Source organism: Bradyrhizobium sp. AZCC 2289 (assembly GCF_036924615.1).
Classification (GTDB): Bacteria; Pseudomonadota; Alphaproteobacteria; order Rhizobiales; family Xanthobacteraceae; genus Bradyrhizobium.
Map to the genome: position 1 here is coordinate 4670637 of NZ_JAZHRY010000001.1, position 25292 is coordinate 4695928.

Below are 25292 nucleotides of genomic sequence, written 5' to 3' on the forward strand. Positions count from 1 at the left end.
CCTGCATGTAGAAGTTGCCGATTTTGTCCCCTGGACCATTGCACCCGGTCGCTTTGGCGGCAGTTACTTGATCATCGACCACCGGCACATCCCCGACCCAGTGCACGCACGAGGCCGGGCAACAAATGAAAGAAGTCGCCACCGCATGCCGTAAAAGGGTTCGCATAAGCCCTTTTCTGGAAACCTCACGGCCTATCTCTAAAATAGACACGCAATTTAATTTTCGTCAAGGTTGACGGTCTTCGGATGGCCGAATCCGGCGAACAACCGTGATCGCAGGCCGCGCCTCAACGATCATAAGCCAAAGGAGGGAGAAAATCGTGAGCGCCCGGCATCCAAGACACAAAGCCGTTCAGGGGGCGGACGGGTATTTCCCACTGCCGGCGCGAGCAACGGGCGGAGCGGCTCGTTCGCGGCGCGCCGCCAAACGTTCCTCTTGGTTGGCGCTGCTGTTCCTGGTGCTCACGGCGCCGATTGCCGTATCTGCCGAGCCGGATCGAGCGTCGGCTCGCGAATGGACGGTGATGATCTATATGAACGGTAAGAATAATCTTGAACAGGACGCTCTCAACAATTTCCATGCCATGGCCAGCGTCGGGGGTTCTGACAAGGTGGCCCTCGCAGCTGAATTGGGGCGTCCCAGCACACCGAAAGGAGGCGATGGCAATTGGGCCGGCGTTTATCGCTTTCTCATAGACAAGGACATGGCACCTCAGCCTCGCGCCGCCATAGAAAAGGTCCCGGCCGGCGCCGCAAGCGATATGGGTCGACCGGAGGTGCTTTCAGATTTTATCCGATGGGCGAAGGGAAGATATCCAGCAAAGAGATACATGCTCATCGTCTGGAATCACGGCCAAGGTTATAGACTGATGCTCGCGATGCTGGCTGTCAGAAAAGCAACTGCCGTTACCGGCGCGGTCCCGACGAAGATACCAATTCCGACGCCCGGACGCGGCGCTATCGGCGGCTTCCGGGCGGTTTCAAGCGATCAAGACACCGGTTCGATCCTCTACAATGCTGACGTACAGCGTGCGATCGCTGCCAATTTCGAAGGATCCGACAAACTGGACGTCGTCGGTTTCGATGCTTGCCTGATGTCGATGATGGAGACGGCTTATGCGCTCCAGCGATCGTCGAAGGTCATGATCGCCAGCGAAGAGCTGGAACCCGGCGACGGATGGCAATATGCAAAATGGGTCAGCGAGCTGGTCTCTTCGCCGACGATGAGTGCAGCCGATCTGGGCAGCAAGATCGTCGACAGCTACAGGACACATTACGGCAACAGCTATTACACCACGCTTTCGGCGCTGGATCTGTCCCATATCGGAGAGGCCGCATCGGAGATGACGAAGCTGTCGAACATGATTCGCGCGAGCGGCCCTTCGGCATTGTCGGCAATGCGATCTGCGCGTCGTGATCTTTCTTCGTATGCGGAGTGGGACGATCCTCCATCATATCTGTCCATCGATCTGATGACGCTCTTGCAGCGCTTCCGGTCCAAAACCGGGTCGCCGCAACTGCAGTTGCAGGCCGAAAAGGTGATGGGGGCTATTCGCAGCTCGATATTGGCGAATTACGCCAGCACGCGCTCACAAGGAAAGCTGGGGGACGAATTCTACGGCTCACAGGGTCTGGCGATATACTACCCGCGCACTTTGGAGGATTTCCACGATGACTACTTCCACACCGGTTATCTGAAAAACAACACTGATCGGCCGATTGAATTCGTACGCAATGAAAGTTGGTCGGACCTTCTGTATGCGCTATTGGGCACGAAATAGTCCGGCTTTGAGTGCAGTGCTTTTAGTCTGTGTGGCGGCTGCCGGCCCGGCTGTTGGACAACTAATCCCAAGCTCAGTCATTCCCAAGTCGAAACCTAGCTGCGCTGTATCTCCGACCGAGCTCCGTACGCCGTCTGCGATAGATGAGATCGTCTTGCCGACGGCGAAGCGGGCGATTACCCATTTGCGTGTGGTCCAGGCTGGCGCCGAAATCCTCTTGGCTGGATCACCAATGGACAAGAATACATATGAGGTCACGATCCGCTCCAAATTTGAACGCGCAAGCTCGGACAGCTCTCCTATCTGCGGTCCCATATCATGGTCGCCACGCGCTGGCGTGTTGGTAGCTAAGGACGACAGACTTCCGCCGCGTTCGGTCTGGCAAATCGAGCTGGTCGGAGCTCCGCGAGCCGCTGGGAACAGAGTAGCGATCGAAGATCCATCCTTCGACCCCTCGGACGCGGCTGCGGGCTTGTGGCCGCCGCTCGCGCCTGCGATCAGTGCACTCTTTTGCGAGAATTGGGTGGGAAAGCCGCCTCCCAAACGCAAGGTTGGCTTTGCAGGACGCGTCGCTCTTGAGGTCTCCTTGCCCAGCGGCGATCAAGACCTGGACTCCCTGCAGCGAAATGCCGTCAAGGACCTAATCACGGGGGCGGCAGCCCTCTGGGTCGCAGCTTGCCGCGAATGTCCTCCGGATCATCTTGCAGTGATCTGGATCGGTAACGAGGCGTTCGTTCGTTCTTCCATTGGTTTCTGGCTGGATTCGTCTGAGGCGGCGATTGCAGTGTCGAATGCCAAGCATGCCGAGGAGACGCTCGTCTCCAGCATCCAAAACCGTCAGTACTTCCCGGACGCAAGACCCAAGTCTTTCGAGGAACTCTTACAACGCCGTCCCTCCTTGAATTCGAATGTCGAAGGCGTCAAAAGCCTAGAGCCGTATGTGTCGGCCAAGTCGTTCGACAAAGCCATAAAGACGTTTTGTGCCATCGATCCAGCTCGGATTGCCGACTCGGCCGTCCTCACATCGATACACAAAGCTCTGTGTCGACCCAATCTACTGCCTAGGGAAAGACGTGCAAGAATCGCCATCGAATTCCGGCCCAACGGTGCAACTTACTGCGGCTCCGACCCGGAGATCATTGCGTGCCGGGCAGATTCCACCTTGACGGAATTCAACACGCGCGATTTCCGCTTTCGAATGGGGAAGGGAGTTAGCAACGTGGGGATGGGGCCCGTAGAAATCGATTTTGTACGAGTGCTGGTTCACGAAATGGGACACTGGATCGGGTTGAGGCACCTCGATGGGGGCAAAAGTATCATGGCATCGAGCGCCGAAAGAGCTCGATGCATCGATGAGAACACCATCGGGCAACTGCTGAGGAATCGATCCACCACGCCGGCAGGATCAGAGTCATTTCTCCTGCACGATCGGCGCGGGAAAAGAATAAGAGCTTCGAGCGGCGCGAATCGATCCAAGCGTTCGCATCCGTACGTCCGTTGACAGACTGAGCCTTAGCGCGCCGAAGGTTATCCGAAAGTTACATCGACTTTTTTAGACTCCATATTTCCGAAACATCCGAACGCCCGCCGGCCGGGTGGCGGGCCCTGTCCATTCGGAGTAGGGGGATCGAAGCTCGCACCCCGCACCTGAATTGACGGGCGAGGTGTGTCTTTCGATCGCTGCCCGCTCAAAGCTTCGCGGGCTTGGCCGGTCCCAGCTGTGCCGCCTGTCCACCAGGCTGCTCATGACGCGCAGGGGCCATGTCCTAGAGATGGCCTGCCTCTAGCGTGCAGGCTGTGTGGGTCGACGTTCAGGGCGGAGCGTCCTCCCCGGCCGGCCGTGTCGGCAGCAGACACCGACGCGGCGCGAGCCGGGCTCTAGGAAGGAAACCCCGCGCGCCGGCCTTGCTCACGCTGTCGAGCACATTCAAAAGATCGCGTGTCGATCGCGCGAGACGATCGAGCCTGGTGACTAGAAGCACGTCGCCTGGCTCCAGCTTAGCCAACACCTTGGCAAGCTCCTTGCGGTTGGCAGCGGACGCGCCGCTGGTACGAATTCGTCGCCACGGGGGCCCGTGGGCATCAAACCCATAACACCATCAAACGCAGTTACCTCTGGGGTAACCTATGGTCGGATGGTGTTATGGTGAAATATTTTTCGGCCATCGTTCAAGACCCGCTCGACAGTTTTGCCCGAAGAGAAGCGCATGACTAGTAAAAGATGGATGGCCGCTCGAGGGAGTGACCGGTCTCAGTTCGGACATCGCAAAACGGGCGCGAATCCGCTGTATCTAGATCATCATCGCGCGCATACTTCGTGTGAAGATTGCTAAGCTTCGTTTTGTCTTGGATCCCACGAAATGGCATGCTGACCGAATGAGCCAACTCCACAAGATTGCAGCCCCTTCTGGTACGCCACGTGGAACGGCAATTTTTGTGCACGGGCTTGGGGGTGACGCTTTCGGGACTTGGCGCGCAAGGCCCGGCGAAGAGGCGTCGTGGCCTCGCTGGCTGGCGGAAGACAACCCAGGGCTGGCGGTCTTCTCCGTCGGTTATCCGGCCGCCGTTTCAAACTGGCAAGGCACGTCGATGCCCTTGCAGGATGGGGCGGGAAACGTTTTGGAAGGACTATTTGTCGATCTTGAACAGTTACATGCCCCGATTGTTTTTGTCTGCCACAGCCTTGGTGGGCTGGTCGTCAAGCAGCTGCTGCGCAAAGCCAACGACATGCAACAAGGCCGCCGAGAGGCTGCCGAACTTCTCAAGAGAGTGCGCGGAGTCGCGTTTATGGCGACCCCGCACACCGGCTCGCAATTAGCTAACGTGTTGGGTCTATTCAAAACAGTATTCAGGGTGTCGTCGGCGACACAGAGCCTAATCAAAAACGACCCGGCGCTTCGGGACCTCAACACTTGGTATCGTGATTGGTCCCTGCGGTGCTCCATCCAGCACCGCGTATTTTTTGAAACTATTGCCCTACATGGCGTGACAACAGTCGATTCCGGTTCGGCCGACCCTGGTTTGTTCAGTGCACAACCGATCGCCATAGACGCTGACCACATTCAGATTTGCAAGCCGGAAAGCCGAGAGGCTCTGATTTACAAGAGCACGCGCGACTTCATCAGCAAGCTTATGCAGTCACCTCCGACGACTTCAGACGCAGAGATTTCCGCCCCCGCGCTACAGAAGCGCAGCCCGATGATGGCGCCCAAGCCACCGGCCGATTTCGTGCAGCGGCCGTTAGAGTTTGAGGCACTCAAGAAACAGCTCCTCGATGAAAAGGGCAATGCTGTCGCTATCACCGCCGCGCTGCAGGGTGCCGGCGGCTACGGCAAAACGACCTTAGCTAAGGTACTTGCGCATGATCCCGACATCCGGCACGCCTACTTCGACGGCATTCTCTGGGTCGAGCTGGGCGCGAAGCCCGAAAATTTGCTGTCGATCATCTCCGATCTCATAACGCGCCTGACGGGCGTGCCGCCAGGACTCGAGACGATTGACGCCGCCGCCTCCGCCCTCGACGAGGCTTTAGGCGACCGGCATATTCTCATGATCGTCGATGACGCCTGGCGTGAGCAGGATTTGCGCCCGTTCCTTCAGGGCGGTCCCAACACGACTCGGCTCGTTACCACACGCATTGACAAGGTTCTGCCTGCTGGCACGGTCCGCCAACCCGTCGATGCGATGCAGGAGCAAGAGGCGCTGAATCTGCTCGCCTGGGGTTTACCCGTGGACCAATCGGCGGCTCGGAGTCTTGATCTGGGCAATCTTGTCGCTCGTCTTGGTGAGTGGGCGCTGCTGTGGTCGCGTTGTGCGTGCTGTCCGACGGGCGGCTTGCCACCGGCTCCGACACGATCCAGCTATGGGACGTCAAGACCGGTGCGGAGACCGGTCGCCTCGAAGGGCACACGGGTTTGGTCAGCGCGCTCTGCGCACTGCCCGACGGAGGACTTGCCTCCGGCGGTCAAGACAACACGATCCGGCTGTGGGACGTCGAGACTGGTGCCGAAACCGCCCGACTCCATGGGGACTTGCCTGGTGTGGAGGCGCTGTGCGTGTTGCCCGACGGACGGCTAGCCTCAGGCGTTAGCGGCCGAGATATCCGACTATGGGACGTCAGAAATGCTCAAACCGTCAAACACCAAGGGCATTCGGACCGTGTTGTCGCGCTGTGCGTTTTACCCGACGGGCGTCTCGCGACGGGCTCTCGCGACAGGACGATCCGACTATGGGACATCGAGACCGGTGCGGAGACAGGTCGCCTCGAGGGGCACACGGGTTCGGTCAGCGCACTGTGCGTGTTGCCCGACGGGCAGCTTGCGTCAGGCTCCGAGGATGATGGCACGATCCGGCTTTGGCAAGCACAGACCGCCGGCGAGACCCGCCTGGTAGGGTGTTCGAGCAGTATCGGCGCGCTGTGCGTGCTGCCCGACGGCGGGCTCGCCTCGGGCTCTCCAAGCGGACCGATTTATGTGGGACGGCGAATCGATCTACGGCTCAGATGACACCACAGTTCAGCTATGGGACGTGAAGACGGGCACTCTGACCGCCAGTCTTGGGGCGGGTTTCGGTAGGGTTTGCGCGCTGTGCATGCTGCCCGATGGGCGGCTCGTCTCGGGCCACCAGCAAAATCCTATTAGATTGTTGGACCTCAGTACCGGTACCGAGACCGCCCGTATCGATGTGCCTGATTGCGGATGTCCCGTCTTGTGCGTGCTGTCAAATGGACGTCTCGCTGCTGTAGATAAAAACACGATCCGGCTCTGGGACGTTAACACCGGTGCCGAAACCGGTCGCCTCGAGGGGCACCGGGATTGGGTCACCGCACTTAGTCCGCTGCCCGACGGGTGGCTCGCCTCAGGCTCCCGGGACAACACGATCCGAATTTGGGACGTCAGCACACTCCGTGAGGTCACACGCCTGGAGGTCGACGCCCCGATCGAAGGAATTGTCGCGTTGCACGACGGGCGCCTCGTTGCTGGTGACGCCGTTGGGGGCTTGCACTGGCTGGAGATAGTGAATTGAGACCCCGAGACCTCCGCCAGTAGCCGACATTAGTCTGCTCATGGGAGGCCGGCGTAGTGCAACGTCCGACTTGAGTAATGCGCCACCGAAGCGGACATTGACCAACCACCGCCAGTAAGTCGACCTGGCAAAGCCAGTCGCCACGTGGGCCTGCATGCCTATAAAACCATAGCACCATCGGACGCCGTCCCCGGAGAAATAGCCCGTCGGATGCTCATCAGACATCGACGTCGTCCTCGGCTTGCGGCGAAGGTGGAGAGCCATCGAACCACAACACCGTTCAACGGCGTCACTTCGATGGGTCGGGGTTTGATGATTTAATGGGTTGCGGCCACCGATCAGCCCACTTGATAGTTGCCTTGGAATTATTGCGTTGCTACTCACCCATTCACGCTGGATCAATTCAGGCTCCCCGCAAACTCCGGATTCCTCTTCAACACGTCCGGCCTCCTTTGGCATGAGCAAATTGCGACCAGCTTCGCAACGCTTTGCCAAGTGGCCTAGGCTGGTTGCGCCACAGTCACCTTTTCACCTTTCCTTGAGGCACGCCTTGGTTGACCGCGCCGCGGAAGCTACGGTTTTCGACAGTACCCGCGAATATTTTCGACATAGCCGCCGCGCGAGAGGTCTCGAACTCGCACGGCAGTCCAGCCTAGCTCTCGCATAACCCGGGCCAGGCGGCGGCACGCTCCCGCTCCTCGATTGCGCTGAAGGACTTCGAGATGATCAAACAGCGCCTGCGTGGCGATCCTTTCGACACCATCGCTGCCAGCTTTGCCGCGCACGCGCACAAGTCGAACAAGCCAGGGTTCCGAATTTCTGGCTGCAAGTTCGGCGTCTGCTGCTCTCAGCCTGCCTATCCAAGACATGACCGTCCTCTTATCCAAAGTTTTCTGCTGTTCAGCAACCATCTGTCGCGCGAGGTTTCCGTCCAACCCCTTAACAAGGCGCAAATAGAAGCGGGCGGCTTGCACCGTATGAGTGGCGCGAGTGGCGCTTAATGCCGATTTTACAGAAATTCCCCATGTGAGAGTTATCTGGAAAAGATCTGCAAAAAGACTCATGGACCGCCACTACCGCCACCGTCACCGGGGGAAGGATCATCCTGGCCGCGCTCTAATTCGGTCGAACCGGTTGAAGAACTGTTGGCTTCCTCGACGAGTGCAGGGCGAATGCCATCGTCGTAGACTTGGCTTCCATCGTCTGTTGTCCCGATCGGGCCGGGACCGTTAATTAGCTTAAAGCGCAGGCCGGCAATCAGCCTTACTCCTCCGGTGCCCTTTGCCGATGTGAAGCCGCGGTCGCCCAGGTGCCGCCGGAATTTGAGTTTGCTAAGTGCCCAGCCGACCTCTTCATTAGCCCAAAAGCTATAATCGTTGTAGGCTGCGCCGGTCGCAATGGTCGCGTGGGCGTCTGGTTCGCAGCGTTCCTGCATCCATTGACCGACCACATCCATATCCGAGCGATATTCCTGCGTGGACGCGAGCACTGATTTTGGCGGATTAAGGCCCTCTTTCAAGTACGCTGCCAGCCCGGCAAGCGCCCAGTTCAAGATACCGGACAGCTCGGGCACCAGGCGGCGCTCCCGGAAATCCCTTTCAACGGCGCTTGCGGCAATTGCAATCAGGAAGGGAATGAGGTGTACGCGCCGCCAAATACCTTCATCCGCGCCGCGGATAATGGGCTTATGATTGGTGGTGACGAACGCCTTGTGCGTCGGAGAGAAATCAAAGAAGTGGCCATACAGATTTCGCGCGGTGATCATGTCTTGGCTGATTATGAACTTCACGCGGGCCTCATTGAGCTGATCATTTTCCGCTGTCTCGTTGACGGCGACAAAGCGTTTGCCTTTGAGGCGGGCGATCTCCTCTGTCGCTCCGCCCTGCACTTTTCGTTCAACCAGCAGATTAGCGTCAGCGGCAAGAGCGTAGCTGCCCATCAAAGAGTGCACGGTTTCGCGGTAGGTGGATTTCCCATTTCGGCCTGTGCCGTAGGGTATGAAGATGACCTCTTCCCGAACTGAGCCGGTTAGCACGTAACCCGTCACGCGCTGCAAATATGATTGTAAATCAGCATCGTTGCCGGTGACTGTTTGCAGGAACTGCGCCCAATTGGGGCAAACAGCATTAGGATCGAAAGACGCGCCGGCGCATTTGGTAATCAGGTCCTCTCGGAGGGCCGGCCGAAACGTTCCTTGCCTTAAGTCTATCACGCCGTTCTGAACCCCGAGAAGCCATGGGTCCGCGTCAAGCACCTCGGCAGAAACGGTCACACCCTCCTCGGCTCGCGCCAAATTAATCATCGCCGTTAGGCGGGCTTCGGACTGGCTTCGCATTGCGTGTCTAAGCAACTCATTCCGATTGGCTTGACTGTTGAGGGTCAGCGCCTCATTGAAAATGGCAAAAACCGTCTCTTCTGCGAGACGCATCACGGCGCCATTGCGGTCAATTTCCCATCGCCCTGTTGTATCATTCCAAACAATCCAGGTGTTCCATTCGTCGACGTAGTGAATATCAGCGCCGTGTCGGGCTTTAAGGCGGCGTGCATTTCCCCAGTCGGTGCGGAAGTCGCCCGCCACATTGATCGCCGATGTTTGTTGAGATGCATTCGTCTGGTTTGGTACGCTATTTTCCATTGGTGGACTCTTTTGCAGTTATCGAGGATCGGCATCGCTCATATTCTCTTGGGGGCCGCCAAATAAGGCCCGAGCTCAAAACGGAAATCTGTGGGGCGGAAACCGCACTGAGGTATGGTAAATATTGTGTGCAGTTAACCAGGCGCGGTCAGGCTCAAACTCAGCCAGTAGTGCCATAACGTGGTATTCAGCAATGGCGTCTGATTGCGATGGTGAGGGAAGCTCGGCGACCTTATTGTGAACCCTGTGCACGTATTCGTTGGTGATGTGGAAAGCGAGTCTTGGATCGTCTCGGTCTCGAATGAGCCTACAGTCCCTTTCAATTTTCCAGATCAGGGCCAACCTATACATCACCCTCATCGCGATCTCAGCGGCATGATCGCGGTGGTTCTGGTACAGATATTCGCCGGCGCGGTCCGTCGCGATCATAGCTCGCTCCGCCTCGTCTATCTCGCGTTTCATTTTTGATTGGGTCATGACTGTTTCTCCCGCGCGCAGACTGGTTTTGTCTTGATCGGGGGAAGCAACTCCAAGCATCGCCGTAAGTCATCGGCGAGTATCAGAGTTCGGCGCCCGCGTTTGCGGGCGGTAAGTTGCCCGGCATTAATCATGTCGTAGATTGCTGTGCGACCGATGCCAGATCGCGAGCACGCCTCGGCGATGCTGTATGCGAGTGATCTTTCCATAATGATATCCTACGTTGGCCGGGGTGATCCCGGCGGATACAGGCGTGTCTACACGTTGGGACGGACGGAATAGATGCACCTAATTCCCAAGGCAGATTGACCTCAAACGAAGGACCTCAGTCCGATGCCGCTATCTGCGGAACAGAGACGGCCGCACGCGCTGCCATCGCTCGAAAAGCTTGCGCGGAGCCCTTGTGGAGCCCGGCCATAGTAGTGGGGCCAATTCAATGAACAAATGCACGGGTAGGCTCTCCGAGCCCGCGACGTAGCGGAGTCCGGGTTTCAGGCCACTCGCTTTGCACGCATCAATAATGTCATCAATTAATAGAAGGACAGCGTTGTCCGGGGGTCTTCCAGCCCCTTGCAAGCGATTGGGTAGTGGTCCGTGAGCAGCCCAAACCGCAGCATGTTCGACCGCGTAAATGAGTGCCGACTTAAACTTTCGGACTTCGACTGCAGTCAACTTTTCGCGCCTATTCTTACCGTTTGGAAGTCCGGTAGGATCGGAAAGTATGTCGTAAATGCGCCGCTCTAATACCTCGGCTTCGCGTGACGTAAGTCGGTTAATTAGAATTTGACCTGCATCCATTGTGTTTATTGGTTCGATCCAGTCGACCAAAGCCATCGCGTCAGCATGGCCGACCATTGATGACACTGTTTGATCTGCCGTAAACCTCATATTGACCTCCACGAACTTCGCGGACACGTCCGCATCCGCGTACGTGCAGGGATGGAGCATCCAGGGTGTTAAACGGAGATTAACTTGGTTTGTTACCAAAGTGTGATTGCGATGCGATCCGTTGAAAAATGTCGGCTACGGATAGTTTAAGCGCGGCGCCAAGCCCGGTTAGCAGCCCGATCATCCTCCAGCCCCCAGGGGGCCGGAGTTAACGCCGAAGCGCAACGACCTTGCCGGTCCTGAGCGTAGAGCAATAAGCAGCCCATTGGTCCATCAGCTTTCGCCGCTTTTCCAAGGCGTCGCTGCGGCGGTACGCCTGTTCGGCCTTATCCCCGATGACGTGGGCCAACGCCGTCTCCACCACTTCGCGCGGGAAATTGGAAACGTTGCCAGCCCAATCGCGAAAGCTGGAGCGGAATCCGTGCACCGTCGCGTCTTCGACCTTCATCCGGCGGAGGACCATCTCCATGGACATATTTGAAAGCGGCTTGTTGCGGGGCCAGTCCGGGAAACACAAAATCGCCTTCCCTAAGCTTTTCAAGTTGGCACAAGATCGCGCCGGCACGCGGCGACAAAGGTACGCGATGTTCGCGGCCTGCCTTCATGCGGGCAGCGGGGACGGTCCAGATTTTCTTATCGAGGTCGATTTCGAACCATTGCATTCCCAGGATTTCGCCGGACCGGGCCGCCGTTAGGATGCACAGCTCTAACGCCAGCGCAGCTAATGCTTCCCGCTTCCGAAGTTTTGCGATGAAGGCCGCAACATTTTCATACGGCATTGCGGCGTGATGACCGCGTGCCAGTTTCGACTGTCGCGGTAACAGGTGGTCTAGATGGCCACGCCAGCGGGCGGGGTTTTCGCCATCGCGGAAGCCTTTAGCCTTGGCCGCGTCCAAAACCTTTTCAATCCTCCCGCGCACCCGCGAGGCGGTTTCGGCTTTCGTCGTCCAGATCGGCTTTAGGACTGCCAACACGTCATCGGTAGCGATGGTGTCCACCGGCTTGGCGCGCAACGGATCGGCGTAGGTCTCCAGCGTGGATTTCCATTGAGCCCTGTGCTTCTCGTTCCGGAAACCGGCAGAGAGCGTTTCCCGCACGTCATCGGCCATCTCGCCGAAGGTGGGAATGCCATCGTCGCGCTTGCGTTCGTCAATGGGGTTCAGGCCTTGAGCAATCTTGCGCCGTGCGCTGGCGGCTTTCTCGCGGGCATCGGCGAGGGTGACGCTGGCGGCGCTTCCGAGGCCCATTTCCTTCGCCCGACCGCGCCAGGTGAACCTTAGTACCCATTTCCTGGCGCCAGTCTTGGAAACAACCAGGTAAAGGTTCGCGCCGTCGCCGTATTTTCCGGGCTTGGCAGTTTCGACTTTTCGAGCGGTGAGGTGGGCGGCCATGACAGGGTCCTATACGGACCCCAGGTCTGGATGAGCCTGCTCATGAAAGGTCCGCCCCTCTGCCGCGTCGAACAGCCCGGTCCCCAATTCAGTCCCCAAGTAAGATGCGGTTAGAGGTGAACAGCGCCAGACGGCCACGGACAGGTTGACGCTTTCGCCCCAGAAACTATTAATGTATTTAGAAGCTTAGCGGTCATGGACGGACGCATCTGGACCGTCGTTCGTCGGCCTCCCTCTCCGCCACCCGTTCGCTAGCACTTCTGCGCGGCGCGCCCGGCCGCCTCCACGCATGCCTCGAACACATCCAGCGCCTCGAGGCCGCGCGCCTTGCCATCCGAGGGAACGAAGATCGGGTAGCCGCCGCTCTGGACCGCGCCGACGATCATGAGATTGTCCGGCAGATGGAAGCCTTCGATGCCCAACTCCGCATGCCCCGTGCCAAGTTGCCGCCGCATCCGGGACTCGAAACTCTCCGGAGAGTTCGAATAGCCGAAGATCGGCTTGCCCTTGCCGAGAAACCAGCCGACCTCGATCAAGGTGCCGGCGTCGGCGGACGTGCTTGCGAACGGCGTGAGGTTGGCGATGATGATGTCACATCGTTCCATCATCGCGAGGTCCTTTTCATAAATCGTTTGCCAGACCTCCAGGTGCTTCGCGGCCGTCGCTACGTCCCCATTGAGGGGCGGCAGACCGCGCAAGCCTGATCGCCGGCATATCTCCACCTTCCTTGCGGCGTGCGCGGCCGCGTCGGGAAGAAACACATCGGGCCCGGCCAGATAGGCTATCGCTGTCATGACAAATCTCACAAAAAGAATCCGCACCGCCGAGCATAGGCGAAAACCCGGCGGTCCGAAGCACAACGGCGCCATCGGGCAGCTTCTACGCCGGATTTCTCGAAAGCCTTTGTGGTGCTTCCAACAATAGGCGTTGGTCGTCAGTCTCTTGTCGGCACCCGCGCAAGTTGATATTCCAAAGGTCGCCGCCGCCCGATCGCGGCGCCATCGATGGAGGAAGAGCATGCTTGCATCTCTTGTTTTCCACGTGAACGAGAACGGCCGATACATCCGCTGTCTCCCAAATCTCCGCCCGCCATATCTCGCAACCGGCTTCGCGCTGATGGCTCTGATCGGCGGCCCGGCGATGGCCCAGGGAATCTCGGAGCCGGCGGCGCGTCAGTTAGAGAATAGAACTATCGTGCCGCCGGGCGGTGGATCGGGCGCCCGTCTGTTCGCACTGCCTGAGGGATTCCAGCTCAAGACGCTGCAATCGGACGCGGCCAAAGCCGATGCCAATGTGGATTCGGACGGCGACGGGTTGACCGATGTGGAAGAGCGCGCGCTCGGCACCGATCCCAACAATCCCGACACCGACGGCGATGGCCTGCCCGACGGATGGGAGGTCCATGGCGTGAACGGCATCGACCTGCGCGCGTTGGGCGCAAGCCCCCTGCACAAGGATCTGTTCGTCGTCATGGACTACATGGAGCGGTCGACCGCGACCAACGGGCTTGGTCCCAACAGTGTGGTCACGGCCGGAATCACCGCTGCGTTCGCGGCCGCTCCCGTTCAAAATCCCGACGGCCGGCCGGGGATCGCCATCCATTTGATGACGGGGAACAAGATCGACTATCAGGACGATCTGATTCCGTTGGCGCAGGCCTTTGCCGCGGTGAAAGCTGGGAGTTTCGACGTCAAGCAGGCACCGGTCTTCCACTACATGATCTGGGCCAACGGCTACGACCAGGGAACATCGAGCGGCAATGCGCTCAACATTCCCAATTCGGATTTCGTCGTCACCCTCGGCAGGTGGAACAATGGTGCCGGAGGTACCAACGATCAGAAAATCGGAACCTTCATCCATGAGCTCGGGCACGATCTGGGCCTCCACCACGGCAGCGTCGATGACGTGAATTACAAACCCAATCACCTCAGCGTCATGAACTATTCCTTTCAGACCATCGGCATCATGCTGAACGGCCGCCGGGTGTTCAGCTACCAGCCGTTCGCGCTTCCCTCGCTGGACGAGAACCGACTGAGCGAGCCGAACGGTCTGGGACACGACCCGCTGCTGGCGCAATCGACGACGATCTTCTTCGACGTCAATGCCGGTTCATTCGTCGAAGTGCCGGCGTTTGGCAGCATCGACTGGAACCGGAGCAACGTTATCGACACTGCGACAGTGTCGGCCGATATCAACAACGACGGCACGCGTACCGTTCTGAGCGCGATACCCAATGAGTGGGGCAGGCTGAACTTCAAGGGTGGCTCGATCGGCAGTCAGATGTCGTTGAGCACGCTCAGCCAATTGAAGGTCGAGGACATCGCGCCGGCGCTGCGGCAGGAACTCGACGAACCAACGCATGTGCGCCTGATGTCGCGCAAGGTGGAATGAGCGACATCTGACGGACCTCCGGAGCCTCTCAATGCGCTCCGGCGGCACTTCCTCTTGCCTTGCGCGTCAGCGTAACCGCCATCGCGGCCAGCACCAGAACCACGCCGATCACGGCGAACGTATCGCTAAAACCCATCACCAGGGCCTGATGCTTCACCGCCTTGCCGAGCGCGATGATCGCCTGTTGATGCGCCGCCGCCGGGTCCGGTACGCCGTGAGCCATGAAGAAATCGGTCGTCTGCGCAATCCGGTTGCGGACCTCTTCGCGGCCGAGCGTGACGGACTGGCCGATAATGTTGGAATGAAACTGCTCGCGCCTGGTGATGACGGTCGCGAGCACCGCAGTGCCGATCGCGCCGCCGAGATTGCGCAGCATGTTGCTGATGCCGGACGCCGCCGCCGCGTCCTGCGGTGCGGTGTCGCCTGTCGTCACCGAGGTCAGCGGGGTCAGCACCATGGCCTGGCCGATCGCGCGCACGATGTTGGGAATCCAGAGCTGATCGCCGGCGTAGTCGGGCGACATTGCCGTGTTCATGAAGCAGCTATAGGCGAAGATCATCAGCCCGGTGAACGCGATGTAGCGCGAATCGAAGCGCTGCATCAGCTTCGGCACCAGCGGAATCAGGAGCAACTGCGGCAGGCCGGTCCAGGCCAGCACCTCGCCGATCTGCTCGGCATTGTAACCCTGCGCCTGGCCCAGATAGGCCGGCAGGATGTAGACCGACCCGAACAGCGCGAAGCCCAACAGCGTCACGGCGATGGTGCCGAAGCCGAAATTGCGCTGCTTCAGCAGCCGTAGCCGGATCAGCGGTTTTGCCGTGGTGAGTTCGATCCAGATGAACAGCGACAGGCTGACCAGCGCGATTACCGCCAGGCGCTGGATGAAGGGGGAAGCGAACCAGTCGTCCTTGTTGCCTTCCTCGAGCACGGTCTGCAGCGCCGACAGCCCGATCGCCATCGTGAAAATGCCGGCCCAGTCACCCTCTTTGAGAAGTTTGAGCTGCATCGGCTGCCGCTCCAGCGTCAGATAGAGCGCGCTCACCATGACCGCGGTCGGGATCACGTTGACGAAAAAAATCGTTCGCCAGCCGTAATTTTCGGTGAGATAGCCGCCGATGGTGGGACCGATCGCCGGTGCGAAAGTGACGGACAGCGCGAATACCGCAAGCCCGACCGGTTGCTGCGGTTTCGGCAGCTTGGTCAGCACCAGCGTGAACGCCATCGGGATCAGCACGCCGCCGGCAAAGCCTTGCAGGCCGCGCATCGCAATCATGGAGGGCAGATCGTGGGTAAAGGCGCAGGCGACCGAGAACAGGGCGAACAGCGCGGCGCTGGCCAGCATGTAGCGGCGGAACGAGAACACGCGGCTGAGATAGTCGGTCAGCGGGATCACCACGATCTCGCCGATCAAATACGAGGTCGATATCCACGAACCATTGTCGACCCCGGTGCCGATGCCGCCCTCGATATTGAGCAGCGAGGCGTTGGTGATCTGGATGTTCAGGATCGCCATGAACGAGCCGATCATGGCGGCGAACACGGCGATCCAGGTGGTGAGGCTGGCGCGATCGACGGAAGCCGCTTCAGATCTGGCGGGCGAGGTCGGAAGCGCGGATATTGAGGCTGACTGGATCGGATTTGACATGGCATGACACTCCGGAAACCGTGGCTGATATTTTCGATGCGGCGACCGCAGCGCGGCGGTTCTCTGTTTGCGAGTGGGTTTCGATGGTCGGGATCACCGACATGCCCGGCCGCAGTTCGACCAGGGAATTGCTGCCGTCGAGCGCGATCTTCACCGGGATGCGTTGCACGACTTTCGTGAAATTGCCGGTGGCGTTGTCCGGCGGCAGCAGCGCAAATTCCTGGCCGCTCGCAGGAGCAATGCTGTCGACGTGGCCGTGCACGATCTGGCCGGGAAACATGTCGACGGCGATATCGACCGCCTGGCCCTGACGGACATCGGTGAGCTGCGTTTCCTTGAAGTTGGCGACGACGTAAGCGTCGGTGGCGGGGACCAGCGACATCAGTTGGGTGCCGGCCTGCACGAATTGTCCGGTGCGCAGCGAACGGTTGCCGACGACGCCGTCGATCGGCGCAACGATGGTGGTGTAACCGAGATTGAGTTCGGCCTGGCTCTGCGCCGCTTCCGCGTGCGCAAGCGCTGCCTTTGCTTGAACCAGCTCGGCCTTGAGCAGATCAACCTGCTTCAGCGCAGAGGCAAGGCTGGCGGTGTCGCGCGCGATCACGGCCTGGGCACCGGCGTTGCGCGATTGCGCCTGCTGAGCGTTTTGCACGCTGCCGTAACCGGTGCTGGCAAGATCCGTGTAGCGCTTGTTCTCCTGGGCAGCGAAAGTCGACGTCGCTTTGTCGACCTCAATGGTCGCCTTGGCTGCGTCGATTACAGCTTGTTGAACGCCGAGCTGGGCCTGTTTGCTGGCGATCGTGGCATCGGCCGACGCTACGTCGGCCTTGGCCTGATCGAGCGCAACCGTGAAGTCGCGGTCGTCGATCCGTGCCAATATCTGGCCCGCGGTGACGTGCTCGTTGTCACCGACCAGCACCTGGTGGAGGTAACCTGAAACCTTCGGCGCGATGGTGGTGTTGTCCGCTTTGACATAGGCGTCGTCGGTCGAAACCAGATACCGCCCGACCGTCCAATAGTCCCAGCCGTACCAGGCGGCGCCGGCCAGCACAGCGGCCGCCGCGCTGGCCATCAACAGCTTGCGAAAATTGAACTTTTTCGCGTGAGCCGGGGCGGGAGCCGGTGCTTCGGCGCCCTCCTTTTCAAGCAGGCCCGGCAAGCCCCGCGCCACGTTTTCGGCGGCAACGGGACGCTCGATCTCGAAAGTGGGGGAGTGCTGGTTCATGGCGCTTGCTCCTGCAGTCCGATTTAGGAAACTTGATATTTTCCAAAATAGAGCTTACCTTGGGACTGTCAATAGAATGACAGGCATCATCTAAAAGCATGGCTGAGATCGACACCAACGGGGAACGCCGCTGCCGGGGCCGTCCGCAGGTCCGCTCCGACGACGAGACACGCCAGATCATCTTCGAGGCGGCGCGGCACGAATTCGCCGGCAACGGCTATGCCGCGACCAGCATGGACACGGTCGCGCGCCGCGCCGGGGTATCGACGAAAACGCTGTATCGGCTGCTCCCGAACAAGGCGGCATTGTTCGAAGCCATGGTCGCCGATCGGCTCGATCACTTTCTCGCCGACGTCAATCTGCGCGCCGTCGATCATGCCGATATCGAGGAGGCGCTTTATGCCGCACTGATGGCTTGCGCCAATCTGGCGCTCGATCCGGAAGTCGTCGCGCTTCAGCGCATGGTGCTGCAGGAGACCGGCAAGTTTCCCGACATTGCGCCAACGTTTTACCGGAACGGCCCCCAGCGCACGCTCACCGCGCTGGCGGATTGGCTGCGGGTGCAGCAGAAGCGTGGGCTGATTGCTCTCGACGATGTCGACGAGGCCGCCGGCATGCTGCTCGGCATGGCGACTTCGGCACCGCAACGCGCTGCGATCTTCGGCGGTCAGCCGCTGCCGCCGCGTTCGCAGACCGAAGCAAGGCTGCGTCGTTGCGCAAAACTGTTTTTGCGGGGCTGCCGGGTATGATGGTTTCGCCATCGATCGCTTGACTCCGGGCTGAAGCCGTCCAGTATTGACGCGAGGGTTTTGCAACCTTTGCGAAAAACAAAAAGATCACTCCGGGAGGAGATGGCGATGGCAGGCATTGGCCGGCGCGGCTTCGTGAAAGGCGCGACCGTGGGCGCGCTGGCATTTGCGGTCGGTGGCGTCGAAATCATCATGACGGCCCAGGAGGCAAGGGCCCGTGGCGTTCCGCTCCGGCTGCTCGACGGTCATCAAGGCGAAGCCCTGGAAGCGCTCGGCGAGACGCTGGTGCCTTCCGCCCGCGAGGCCGGCATTGCCCACTTCATCGATCAGCAACTCTCGGTGCCGCCGACCGAATCGCTGCTGCAGGCGCGCATCTTCAACTTCCGTCCGCCCTTTGCGGATTTCTATCGCTCTGCGATCGTGGCGGTCGATGCCGGCAGCAACAAGATGTTCGGGCGTGACTTCGTGCTGCTTTCGACGGCCGATCAGCGCGCCTTCGTCGATCTGATGCGCCAGAACAAGGTCGAAGGCTGGACTGGACGGCCGGGCGCGCTGGTCTACGCCGTGCTGCGCGCCGACGCGGTCGACGTCGTCTACGGAACGATGGAAGGCTACGAAGCGCTCGGCATTCCCTATATGCCGCATATTCCACCTGAGAAGAGGTGGTGAGATGAGCAACGAAAAAGTCGACGTCGTCATCGTTGGCGCCGGCGCGTCCGGCTCGGTCTATGCATCGGTGCTGGCCAAAGCGGGCAAGAAAGTCGTGCTGCTGGAATCCGGTCCGGACTGGGAGCTCTCGGATCTCATCAGTTCCGAGATCTGGGGGCGGCGTATCAAGCCTGCCGGCGCACCCATCCTTCTCGAAGGCAAGAACCCGATGACCTACGCCGCCCAGGGCGGCTGGGGCGTCGGTGGCGCGGCCTTGCACTATTTCGCGAACTTTCCGCGTCTGCTGCCGACCGATTTCAGGGTCAAGAGCGAGCACAACCGGGCCCACGACTGGCCGATCGCCTACGAAGACGTCGCGCCGTTCTACGACAAGGTCGCGCGCGACACCGGCGTCTCCGGCGATGCCAGGGCGGAAGAGAAATGGCGGCCGGCCGGCGAGGCCTATCCGATGCCGCCGATGAAGACGTTCAGGAACGGCGACATCTGGCTGAAGGGTTTTGACGCGGCCGGCATCCGCATGGTGCCGGCGCCGGTCGGAATGAATTCGGTGGAGTATCATGGGCGGCCCGCGTGCCTTTATGACGGCTGGTGTCACGTCGGCTGTCCGATCGGCGCGCTGGCCAATCCGCAAATCACCTATCTCGGCAATGCGCGCAGCGCCGGCGCCGAAGTTCGCGCGCTTTCCACGGTGACGCGTATATTGACCAACCCGGCCGGCACCCGCGTCACCGGCGTCGAATATTACGACGACAAGCACGGCAAGCAGGTTCAGGAAGCGAACGTCGTCGTGCTGGCGGCCTGGTCGGCGCAAAATCCGCGGCTGCTGCTCAATTCCGCAACCGACAAGCATGCAAAAGGACTCGGCAACTCAAGCGGCCTGGTCGGCAAGTTCATGATGTCGCATCACGTCGCCTCGACCTGGGGCATGTTCGACGAAGACACCCAGAACCACATGGGCACGATTGCCGTGCAGTACATGTCCTACGAGCATTACCCCAAGACGAGCCATCCCGGCGCGTTCGGAAGCTCCTTCATCACCGCCGGTTTCGCACTGAAGACCACCGATCTCGCGGTTTCCCGCGCCGATCTGTTCGGGCCCGAACTCGCCGATTACATGAAGCAGGCGGCGCGCCATCTCGCGGGAATCAAGGCCTTCGGCGAGGAACAGCCGAGGATGGAAAATCGCGTCGAGCTGACGGGCGAAAAAGACGAATTCGGTATGCCGCTTGGAAAGCTGTTCCACAGCTACGACGAAGATGCGGTCGCGCTTTGGAACGCCAACCTCGAAGAGGGATTGAAAGTGGCCAAGGCAGCCGGCGCCAGGGAGGCGTGGTCGGCGCGGGGCGCGATCCCGACCAGTCATCTGATGGGCGGCACCATCATGGGGACGAGGGCCGACAACTCCGTGGTCAACAGTTTTGGTCAAAGCCATGAAATCCCGAATCTCTGGATCGCGGGGCCGAGCATTTTCCCGACGGCGGGCGCCTCAAATCCGACGTTCACGATATTTGCGTTGTCGCAGCGCGGCGCCGAGCACATGGCGTCGCAATGGAGCACGCTGACCAACTAGCGCGATCGGGTTTAATAGATCTCCGCCCGGCGACATCAGGGCATTCCATTGCTGAGCAGCAGATGCCCATCGGCGAACTCTTCATCCTCGGCTTCTTCGGCAAGGTCATCCCGGAATGGCTGAAGCAATTTGCCGCCCGCTACGGTCTCGGCGGCGTCATCCTGTTCGATTACTCCTGCCAGACCCGGCAATACGACAACAACATCGAATCGCCCGACCAGTTGCGCGGTCTGTGCGAGCAGATCTCGCGGCTGCCTTCCGGTCCGATGGTGTTCATCGACCAGGAGGGCGGATTGGTGCGGCGGCTCAAAGAGGGCCTTGGATTCAAGCCGCTTCCCAGTGCCAGGGAATTCAATCGTCTCGCCGCGGCCGAAAAGCGCAAAACGCTGGCCGCCAGCTTTGCCGAGATGCGGCAACTCGGCATCCACTATGATTTCGCGCCGGTGATCGATGTCGATTACAATCCGGACAATCCCAACATCGGCAAGATCAAGCGCGCCTTCTCCGCCGACATTGGCGAAGTCGAAGCCAATGCGTTGCTGATGAGCGAAATCGCCCGCGAGGCCGGCATCGGCCTCTGCCTGAAGCATTTTCCCGGCATCGGCGGCGCGGTGGTGGATTCGCATCAGGAGTTCATGGACATTTCGGACGCGATGCGCCCCGAACAGGAAGCGCTGTTCTACTCGCTGGCGCCGAAAATGTTCGGCGACGCGGTTCTGGTCAGCCACGCCATCGTCCGGCAATGGGATCCCAACCATCCGATGACGCTGTCGCCGGCAGGCCTCGGCCGTTTGCGCCGGCGGCTGCCCGATACGCTGCTGATCACCGACGACATGCAGATGCAGGGATTGCAGAAGGCGCTTGGAACCCGGGAGGCCAGCCTGCAATCGCTGAGAGCCGGCATGGACATGCTGTGCATCGGCAACAATCTGCTCGACCAGGAGCAGGAAATGGCCGGGGTCGCGGCGTCCATTCAACAGTCGCTGCACGATGGAACCTGGGGTGTTTCGGCCGCAGAAGCGTCGATCGAGCGGGTGCGGAAACGAAAGGCGCTTCTAATTGCCTAGCTGCGGCTGTTGCCTTACGAGGCCATTGAGACTAAAAGCCTTTTTTCAACCGGAAGACAGACGATGGCCCACAACTTCGCGATCAATGACGACGTTCATCATCAGTTGCAGGGGCCGCAGGGCCGCGCGACGGTCAAGGAGCGGAGCGTCTACACCATTGTCACCTGTCTGCCGATTGAGGCGGACGGTCGCCCGCGCTACCGCATCAAGAGCAAGACCGAGAACGTCGAGCGCGTCGTGACCGAGGAGCAGATCAGCCGGCTCGGCTGATCCGCCGCCATTGCCATTCTGACGGCTCGGCGCCTGCCTGTTGCGCCTTGTCGTGCGCGGCGATGCCGACCGCCCTGCAATCATAGGTCGGATAGAACTCGGTGCGATAGGCGCCGCAGGCCATGTTTTCGAACAGGCGGTTGACCTCGCGAAGCCGCGACGCCCGCAGCCGCAGCGTCACCATCTGATCGATCCCCATCATCACATACCAGCTGACGACTTCGATGCGGGCTTGCGGGAAGGCCTTGTAGGAACCCTGCCGCTCGAACTGGGCATTGAGTTCGCCGAGCGGGCGCGACTGGTCGTGCTTCAAAACACGGTGAGCATCACCGCATCGTCGGCCGCGGGCGCGGCGTTTTCCGCAGGCGCTGCCGCCGTTTGTGCCATGGGGCGCGATCAATCCCGTGTCAACGCCCGACGCTTCTGCAGCGAATGTGAAGCAGGTCACAGGCGAGCGCCGGCTTCGGCGCTAATCACGGCGTGCGGGGCCATCTCGGGATCGAGGATGGGACTGATGAACACGCGCCGGCTGGCATATTGGTGGTTCAGGTTTGTCACTTCGGGTCGATTCCTCGAAAAATTTCTGACGCTGCGGCGCTCCTGACCCGTCGCGGCCATTTTCGACCACCGCTCACGGCTTCCGCCGAATGACGTTCGAGCAATCGCGGTCGATTGGCCGGCAGGCATTGCGCTGCATCACGGTTGCCTCCCGCAAGTCCGCTCAGCCATAAAGAAACGGACGTCAGCTATTAAGAAAGCAAATGAAGTCCCCCGTGAAATCGTGAGCCGACCCGCCTCGATCTGCGCATTTCTCCGATCCGTAAAACTACGGTGGCTTGGCCCGCCGCCGTCGCATTTCGCAAATTTGCTGGTGATGTCCGGAAATTCCTGCCCCCGGGTGGCTGTGGTCCCCCCGTATTCTTACCGTCTGAAAAATTAACCTTTGAACCAGCCCGGAACCGATAAAAACCTTATATGTCTCAGCAAGAACATCGCGCCGGTGATTCGCACTTTTCGAAGTGGATGGAAAACAGCACGTCTCTCGAAGACAACCTTGAAATCGTGCAGATGTCCCTTGCTCGCGCCCGGGCGATGGAGGAGGCCGGAGCTGCAATCGCGCGTCAGCTCAACGGCCCGTTGACGGCGTTGCTGCTCTACCTGAACGAGATCAAGCAGCACAGCCAACAGCTTTCGCAAGCATCGGGCAATCGCACTTACCTGCAGCAGGTGGTAGAGAACGCGTTTCAACAAACCGAACGCGTCTGCGCCATGCTGAAGCAGATTTCGGATAGTCATCCTCAGGCAAGCCCTGCCTCCGATCGCAAACAGGGAACGGAAGGTCAAGCTGACTGCGCCAAGGATGGTGGTCGGGCGCCGGGCGTGGTGATTTCGTCGGAATCCGGCCGCAAGCCGCTGACCAAGCGCGAGCGCGAGGTGCTCAGCCTGATCAGCGAAGGATGCTCCAACAAGCAAGGCGCCTCGCGGATGAATATCAGCCCGAGGACTTTCGAAAGCCATCGCGCCGAAGCCATGCGCAAGCTTGGCGCCCGCAACACCGCGGATCTTGTCCGCAAGGCGCTGCTGCAGCCGGCCTGAGATCTCTTTCAGCAATTTTTCCCGGGCGCCGATGCTTCGCAGGCGAACGCCGCGCCGTCAGGCTTTGTCGGTGGAAGCGCCGGCGATGGCCGACAACTCTGCAGCTCAGAAATAATCTTCCGCGAATGCGCGAACGCGAGGCGCTGGCCGCAGGGCGATGCCGGGCTTCGGCCCTTCCGGGATGATCGTGATAACCCACGCAGCCGGAATGCTCGACTTGTTTTCCACGATCGATCGAACATGCCCGGTGATCGCCGCGTCGGCTGACCGGAAGGTTGCGGTCCTGCCGTTGAATTGGGCGATGCGGAATCGCCGCACTACTTTCTGATCGCTCGTTTCAAACGTGAACATGGGACTACTCCTTCGTCCACGCAACTATCACCATTCAACATTATCGGTCGATGAAAATCGTCAACCGTAGTAGTACGGCCGGCGTCCGGGCTCTGCTTCAATCAGGGCCGGCTCCCGCGCTCTTTGCCCTGGCGAGTATTACTCGGCCGATCCGGGAAACACGGCTTCCATCTTGGCCTTCAACGTCGCCGCATTGAACGGCTTGACGATATAATTGTTTACGCCGGCTTTCTTCGCGGCGATGACGTTTTCGGTCTTCGATTCCGCCGTGATCATGATGAAAGGCGTTTGCGAGAATTCGGGGCTCGCACGGACTTCCTTGAGCAGGTCGTAGCCGGTCATCGGCTCCATGTTCCAGTCGGAGATCACCAGGCCGTATCGCTTGCCCTGCAGCTTGGCGAGCGCCGCCGAGCCGTCGCCGGCATCGTCGACGTTCTCGAATCCGAGCTGCTTGAGAAGATTGCGGATGATGCGGATCATGGTGCTGTAGTCATCGACCACCAGGATCGGCATCGACAAATCAAAAGCCATGTATCAACTCCGCGCGATTCGCAAATTGCCGAACAAGGGTGATCGCGCGTAGCATACGAAAGTCTCCGCTGCTGTTCTCGAACCCGCACCCGTCAGCACCGTGACAATTATCAGGGGTCATTGAACAGCGCGTTAACTCCGGGCCGAATAAACCCTGCGCAGTGTCGCGATTGGCCGTAACTATACGGGGAGATTTTCGTGGCACGAATGACGAATTTGCGCAATCAGCGCGCGCATTGCCGCCCGATGCCTAGGAATACTACCGCGATAGACCGGTCACCCGGTCGCGGCAAGCGATCAGGCGGCCGTGCAATGTATCTGAGGGTGAAGCAGCCTGTTGTACTGGGCTTTGACCGTCGCGTAGCATTCGCAGGAGGTCTTGATGAGACCATCCAGATTGGTGATCTCGATATGCCCGCGGCTGTAGTGAATGAAATTCGCCTGCTGCAGCGTGTTGGCCACCAGCGATACGCTGTTGCGGCGCGCGCCGATCATCTGCGCCATCGATTCCTGGGTCAGCACGAGCTTGTCGCTGCCGGATAGATCACGCGTCTGCAACAGACACCGTGCCAGCCGTGACTCCACCGTATGCGAGGCGTTGCAGCCGGCGGTTTGCTGGATCTGCGCGTAGACCGCCAGTCCATGCCGCGCCAGCGTGGCGCGGAACGTCGGGCTCTGGTCGGCGGCCGCCCGAAGCTGATCGATGTCGATCGTCGAAGCCATGCCGGGTACCAGCACCACCGCGCTGTTCAGTGCAACGGCGTCGCCGAGCGCGGAGAACGATCCGAAGATGCTGTCGCGGCCGACCATCGCAATCTGCACGTTTTCGCCTCGCGCCAGCTTGACGACGAGCGAGATCACGCCGCGATGTGGCAGATACGCGCGCTTGAGTAGTTCGTCGACTTCGACGAGCACCAGTTCCTGGGGCAGTTCGACGGTGCGCAGATGAGGGCGGACCAATTCAAAATCGTCCGCGGTCAGCGAGGACAGGAAGCCATTCGGTGAACGAGGAGCCATATCCAAAGCAGTCT

At 59.9% G+C, this 25292-nt stretch carries 23 protein-coding genes and 2 pseudogenes; 13 read left to right on the top strand and 12 right to left on the bottom strand.

Annotated elements, in window-relative coordinates:
* Positions 1–320 precede the first annotated feature (320 nt).
* Both V1289_RS22245 and V1289_RS22250 read left to right on the top strand, forming a co-directional pair.
* The gene (locus V1289_RS22245) at positions 321–1781 is read left to right on the top strand and encodes a clostripain-related cysteine peptidase (protein ID WP_334398851.1); all 1461 of its coding nucleotides are present in this window, start codon (positions 321–323) and stop codon (positions 1779–1781) included.
* 154 nt (positions 1782–1935) lie between these two features.
* Positions 1936–3282 carry a matrixin family metalloprotease gene (locus V1289_RS22250; RefSeq protein ID WP_334398852.1) on the top strand — a complete coding sequence of 449 codons (1347 nt, stop codon included), beginning with the start codon at positions 1936–1938 and terminating at the stop codon, positions 3280–3282.
* A 310-nt stretch (positions 3283–3592) separates the two neighbouring features.
* On the opposite strand, the gene V1289_RS22255 is transcribed toward V1289_RS22250, so the two are convergent.
* Complete coding sequence (locus V1289_RS22255; protein ID WP_442896192.1) at positions 3593–3838, bottom strand: recombinase family protein; 246 nt, start codon at positions 3836–3838, stop codon at positions 3593–3595.
* 532 nt (positions 3839–4370) lie between these two features.
* On the opposite strand from V1289_RS22255, the pseudogene V1289_RS22260 reads away from it, so the two are divergent.
* The 4 genes and pseudogenes from V1289_RS22260 to V1289_RS22270 form a co-directional block, all read left to right on the top strand.
* Positions 4371–5480: pseudogene (locus tag V1289_RS22260) on the top strand (NB-ARC domain-containing protein); the annotation flags it as partial.
* 116 nt (positions 5481–5596) lie between these two features.
* Positions 5597–6286, top strand: coding sequence for a WD40 repeat domain-containing protein (locus tag V1289_RS49785; RefSeq protein ID WP_442896053.1), 690 nt, complete (start codon positions 5597–5599; stop codon positions 6284–6286).
* Entirely contained in the window at positions 6252–6806 is a 555-nt protein-coding gene (locus tag V1289_RS22265) for a WD40 repeat domain-containing protein (protein ID WP_334398856.1), read from the top strand. Before V1289_RS49785 ends, V1289_RS22265 begins: the two co-directional genes overlap by 35 nt.
* 722 nt (positions 6807–7528) lie before the next feature.
* Positions 7529–7807, top strand: coding sequence for a hypothetical protein (locus V1289_RS22270; protein ID WP_334398857.1), 279 nt, complete (start codon positions 7529–7531; stop codon positions 7805–7807).
* 59 nt (positions 7808–7866) lie between these two features.
* On the opposite strand, the gene V1289_RS22275 is transcribed toward V1289_RS22270, so the two are convergent.
* The 5 genes from V1289_RS22275 to V1289_RS22295 form a co-directional block, all read right to left on the bottom strand.
* A complete protein-coding gene (locus V1289_RS22275) occupies positions 7867–9441 on the bottom strand; it encodes a DNA primase family protein (protein ID WP_334398858.1) in 1575 nt (524 codons plus the stop codon).
* 75 nt (positions 9442–9516) lie between these two features.
* The gene (locus tag V1289_RS22280; RefSeq protein WP_334398859.1) at positions 9517–9918 is read right to left on the bottom strand and encodes a hypothetical protein; all 402 of its coding nucleotides are present in this window, start codon (positions 9916–9918) and stop codon (positions 9517–9519) included.
* The gene (locus V1289_RS22285) at positions 9915–10127 is read right to left on the bottom strand and encodes a helix-turn-helix domain-containing protein (protein WP_334398860.1); all 213 of its coding nucleotides are present in this window, start codon (positions 10125–10127) and stop codon (positions 9915–9917) included. The genes V1289_RS22280 and V1289_RS22285 overlap by 4 nt, the downstream gene beginning before the upstream one ends.
* A gap of 1005 nt (positions 10128–11132) precedes the next feature.
* The gene (locus tag V1289_RS22290) at positions 11133–12197 is read right to left on the bottom strand and encodes a tyrosine-type recombinase/integrase (protein WP_334398861.1); all 1065 of its coding nucleotides are present in this window, start codon (positions 12195–12197) and stop codon (positions 11133–11135) included.
* Positions 12198–12448: 251 nt separating this feature from the next.
* Positions 12449–13261 carry a nucleoside 2-deoxyribosyltransferase gene (locus V1289_RS22295; RefSeq protein ID WP_334398862.1) on the bottom strand — a complete coding sequence of 271 codons (813 nt, stop codon included), beginning with the start codon at positions 13259–13261 and terminating at the stop codon, positions 12449–12451.
* On the opposite strand from V1289_RS22295, the gene V1289_RS22300 reads away from it, so the two are divergent.
* Positions 13215–14588: a hypothetical protein gene (locus tag V1289_RS22300; protein WP_334398863.1), complete on the top strand. Its 1374-nt coding sequence runs from the start codon at positions 13215–13217 to the stop codon at positions 14586–14588. The genes V1289_RS22295 and V1289_RS22300 overlap by 47 nt on opposite strands.
* 28 nt (positions 14589–14616) lie before the next feature.
* On the opposite strand, the gene V1289_RS22305 is transcribed toward V1289_RS22300, so the two are convergent.
* Positions 14617–16233, bottom strand: coding sequence for an MDR family MFS transporter (locus V1289_RS22305; protein ID WP_334398864.1), 1617 nt, complete (start codon positions 16231–16233; stop codon positions 14617–14619).
* Positions 16172–17458, bottom strand: coding sequence for an HlyD family secretion protein (locus V1289_RS22310; RefSeq protein ID WP_334398865.1), 1287 nt, complete (start codon positions 17456–17458; stop codon positions 16172–16174). Before V1289_RS22310 ends, V1289_RS22305 begins: the two co-directional genes overlap by 62 nt.
* 98 nt (positions 17459–17556) lie before the next feature.
* Between V1289_RS22310 and V1289_RS22315 the strand changes: the two genes are divergently transcribed.
* From V1289_RS22315 to V1289_RS22335, 5 genes are all read left to right on the top strand, one after another.
* The gene (locus tag V1289_RS22315) at positions 17557–18207 is read left to right on the top strand and encodes a TetR/AcrR family transcriptional regulator (protein WP_334398866.1); all 651 of its coding nucleotides are present in this window, start codon (positions 17557–17559) and stop codon (positions 18205–18207) included.
* Positions 18208–18315: 108 nt separating this feature from the next.
* Positions 18316–18876: a gluconate 2-dehydrogenase subunit 3 family protein gene (locus tag V1289_RS22320; protein ID WP_334398867.1), complete on the top strand. Its 561-nt coding sequence runs from the start codon at positions 18316–18318 to the stop codon at positions 18874–18876.
* 1 nt (position 18877) lies between these two features.
* Complete coding sequence (locus V1289_RS22325; RefSeq protein ID WP_334398868.1) at positions 18878–20446, top strand: GMC family oxidoreductase; 1569 nt, start codon at positions 18878–18880, stop codon at positions 20444–20446.
* Positions 20447–20508: 62 nt separating this feature from the next.
* A complete protein-coding gene (locus tag V1289_RS22330; protein ID WP_334398869.1) occupies positions 20509–21513 on the top strand; it encodes a glycoside hydrolase family 3 N-terminal domain-containing protein in 1005 nt (334 codons plus the stop codon).
* Between the two features lie 63 nt (positions 21514–21576).
* The gene (locus tag V1289_RS22335) at positions 21577–21783 is read left to right on the top strand and encodes a hypothetical protein (RefSeq protein WP_074271834.1); all 207 of its coding nucleotides are present in this window, start codon (positions 21577–21579) and stop codon (positions 21781–21783) included.
* Here V1289_RS22335 and V1289_RS22340 read toward each other — a convergent pair.
* A pseudogene (locus tag V1289_RS22340) lies at positions 21767–22170 on the bottom strand (hypothetical protein). The gene V1289_RS22335 and the pseudogene V1289_RS22340 overlap by 17 nt on opposite strands.
* Positions 22171–22758: 588 nt before the next feature.
* On the opposite strand from V1289_RS22340, the gene V1289_RS22345 reads away from it, so the two are divergent.
* Positions 22759–23379 (top strand): response regulator transcription factor, encoded by a 621-nt coding sequence (locus V1289_RS22345; RefSeq protein WP_442896054.1) that lies wholly within the window; start codon positions 22759–22761, stop codon positions 23377–23379.
* 105 nt (positions 23380–23484) lie between these two features.
* Here V1289_RS22345 and V1289_RS22350 read toward each other — a convergent pair whose 3' ends face one another.
* The 3 genes from V1289_RS22350 to V1289_RS22360 form a co-directional block, all read right to left on the bottom strand.
* On the bottom strand, positions 23485–23730 hold the full coding sequence (locus V1289_RS22350) for a hypothetical protein (protein ID WP_334398872.1): 246 nt from the start codon (positions 23728–23730) through the stop codon (positions 23485–23487).
* 138 nt (positions 23731–23868) lie between these two features.
* Positions 23869–24261 carry a response regulator gene (locus V1289_RS22355; RefSeq protein WP_334398873.1) on the bottom strand — a complete coding sequence of 131 codons (393 nt, stop codon included), beginning with the start codon at positions 24259–24261 and terminating at the stop codon, positions 23869–23871.
* Between the two features lie 297 nt (positions 24262–24558).
* The gene (locus V1289_RS22360) at positions 24559–25278 is read right to left on the bottom strand and encodes a Crp/Fnr family transcriptional regulator (RefSeq protein WP_334398874.1); all 720 of its coding nucleotides are present in this window, start codon (positions 25276–25278) and stop codon (positions 24559–24561) included.
* Positions 25279–25292: the final 14 nt, after the last annotated feature.

What these genes read in the sequence shown, in the direction of transcription:
- V1289_RS22265 (WP_334398856.1), top strand. Translation starts at nt 6,252, where the DNA reads ATGTGGGACGGCGAATCGATCTACGGCTCAGATGACACCACAGTTCAG.
- V1289_RS22270 (WP_334398857.1), top strand. Translation starts at nt 7,529, where the DNA reads ATGATCAAACAGCGCCTGCGTGGCGATCCTTTCGACACCATCGCTGCC.
- V1289_RS22275 (WP_334398858.1), bottom strand. Translation starts at nt 9,441, where the DNA reads ATGGAAAATAGCGTACCAAACCAGACGAATGCATCTCAACAAACATCG.
- V1289_RS22280 (WP_334398859.1), bottom strand. Translation starts at nt 9,918, where the DNA reads ATGACCCAATCAAAAATGAAACGCGAGATAGACGAGGCGGAGCGAGCT.
- V1289_RS22285 (WP_334398860.1), bottom strand. Translation starts at nt 10,127, where the DNA reads ATGGAAAGATCACTCGCATACAGCATCGCCGAGGCGTGCTCGCGATCT.
- V1289_RS22290 (WP_334398861.1), bottom strand. Translation starts at nt 12,197, where the DNA reads ATGGCCGCCCACCTCACCGCTCGAAAAGTCGAAACTGCCAAGCCCGGA.
- V1289_RS22300 (WP_334398863.1), top strand. Translation starts at nt 13,215, where the DNA reads ATGCTTGCATCTCTTGTTTTCCACGTGAACGAGAACGGCCGATACATC.
- V1289_RS22295 (WP_334398862.1), bottom strand. Translation starts at nt 13,261, where the DNA reads ATGTATCGGCCGTTCTCGTTCACGTGGAAAACAAGAGATGCAAGCATG.
- V1289_RS22305 (WP_334398864.1), bottom strand. Translation starts at nt 16,233, where the DNA reads ATGTCAAATCCGATCCAGTCAGCCTCAATATCCGCGCTTCCGACCTCG.
- V1289_RS22310 (WP_334398865.1), bottom strand. Translation starts at nt 17,458, where the DNA reads ATGAACCAGCACTCCCCCACTTTCGAGATCGAGCGTCCCGTTGCCGCC.
- V1289_RS22315 (WP_334398866.1), top strand. Translation starts at nt 17,557, where the DNA reads ATGGCTGAGATCGACACCAACGGGGAACGCCGCTGCCGGGGCCGTCCG.
- V1289_RS22320 (WP_334398867.1), top strand. Translation starts at nt 18,316, where the DNA reads ATGGCAGGCATTGGCCGGCGCGGCTTCGTGAAAGGCGCGACCGTGGGC.
- V1289_RS22325 (WP_334398868.1), top strand. Translation starts at nt 18,878, where the DNA reads ATGAGCAACGAAAAAGTCGACGTCGTCATCGTTGGCGCCGGCGCGTCC.
- V1289_RS22330 (WP_334398869.1), top strand. Translation starts at nt 20,509, where the DNA reads ATGCCCATCGGCGAACTCTTCATCCTCGGCTTCTTCGGCAAGGTCATC.
- V1289_RS22335 (WP_074271834.1), top strand. Translation starts at nt 21,577, where the DNA reads ATGGCCCACAACTTCGCGATCAATGACGACGTTCATCATCAGTTGCAG.
- V1289_RS22345 (WP_442896054.1), top strand. Translation starts at nt 22,759, where the DNA reads ATGTCTCAGCAAGAACATCGCGCCGGTGATTCGCACTTTTCGAAGTGG.
- V1289_RS22350 (WP_334398872.1), bottom strand. Translation starts at nt 23,730, where the DNA reads ATGTTCACGTTTGAAACGAGCGATCAGAAAGTAGTGCGGCGATTCCGC.
- V1289_RS22355 (WP_334398873.1), bottom strand. Translation starts at nt 24,261, where the DNA reads ATGGCTTTTGATTTGTCGATGCCGATCCTGGTGGTCGATGACTACAGC.
- V1289_RS22360 (WP_334398874.1), bottom strand. Translation starts at nt 25,278, where the DNA reads ATGGCTCCTCGTTCACCGAATGGCTTCCTGTCCTCGCTGACCGCGGAC.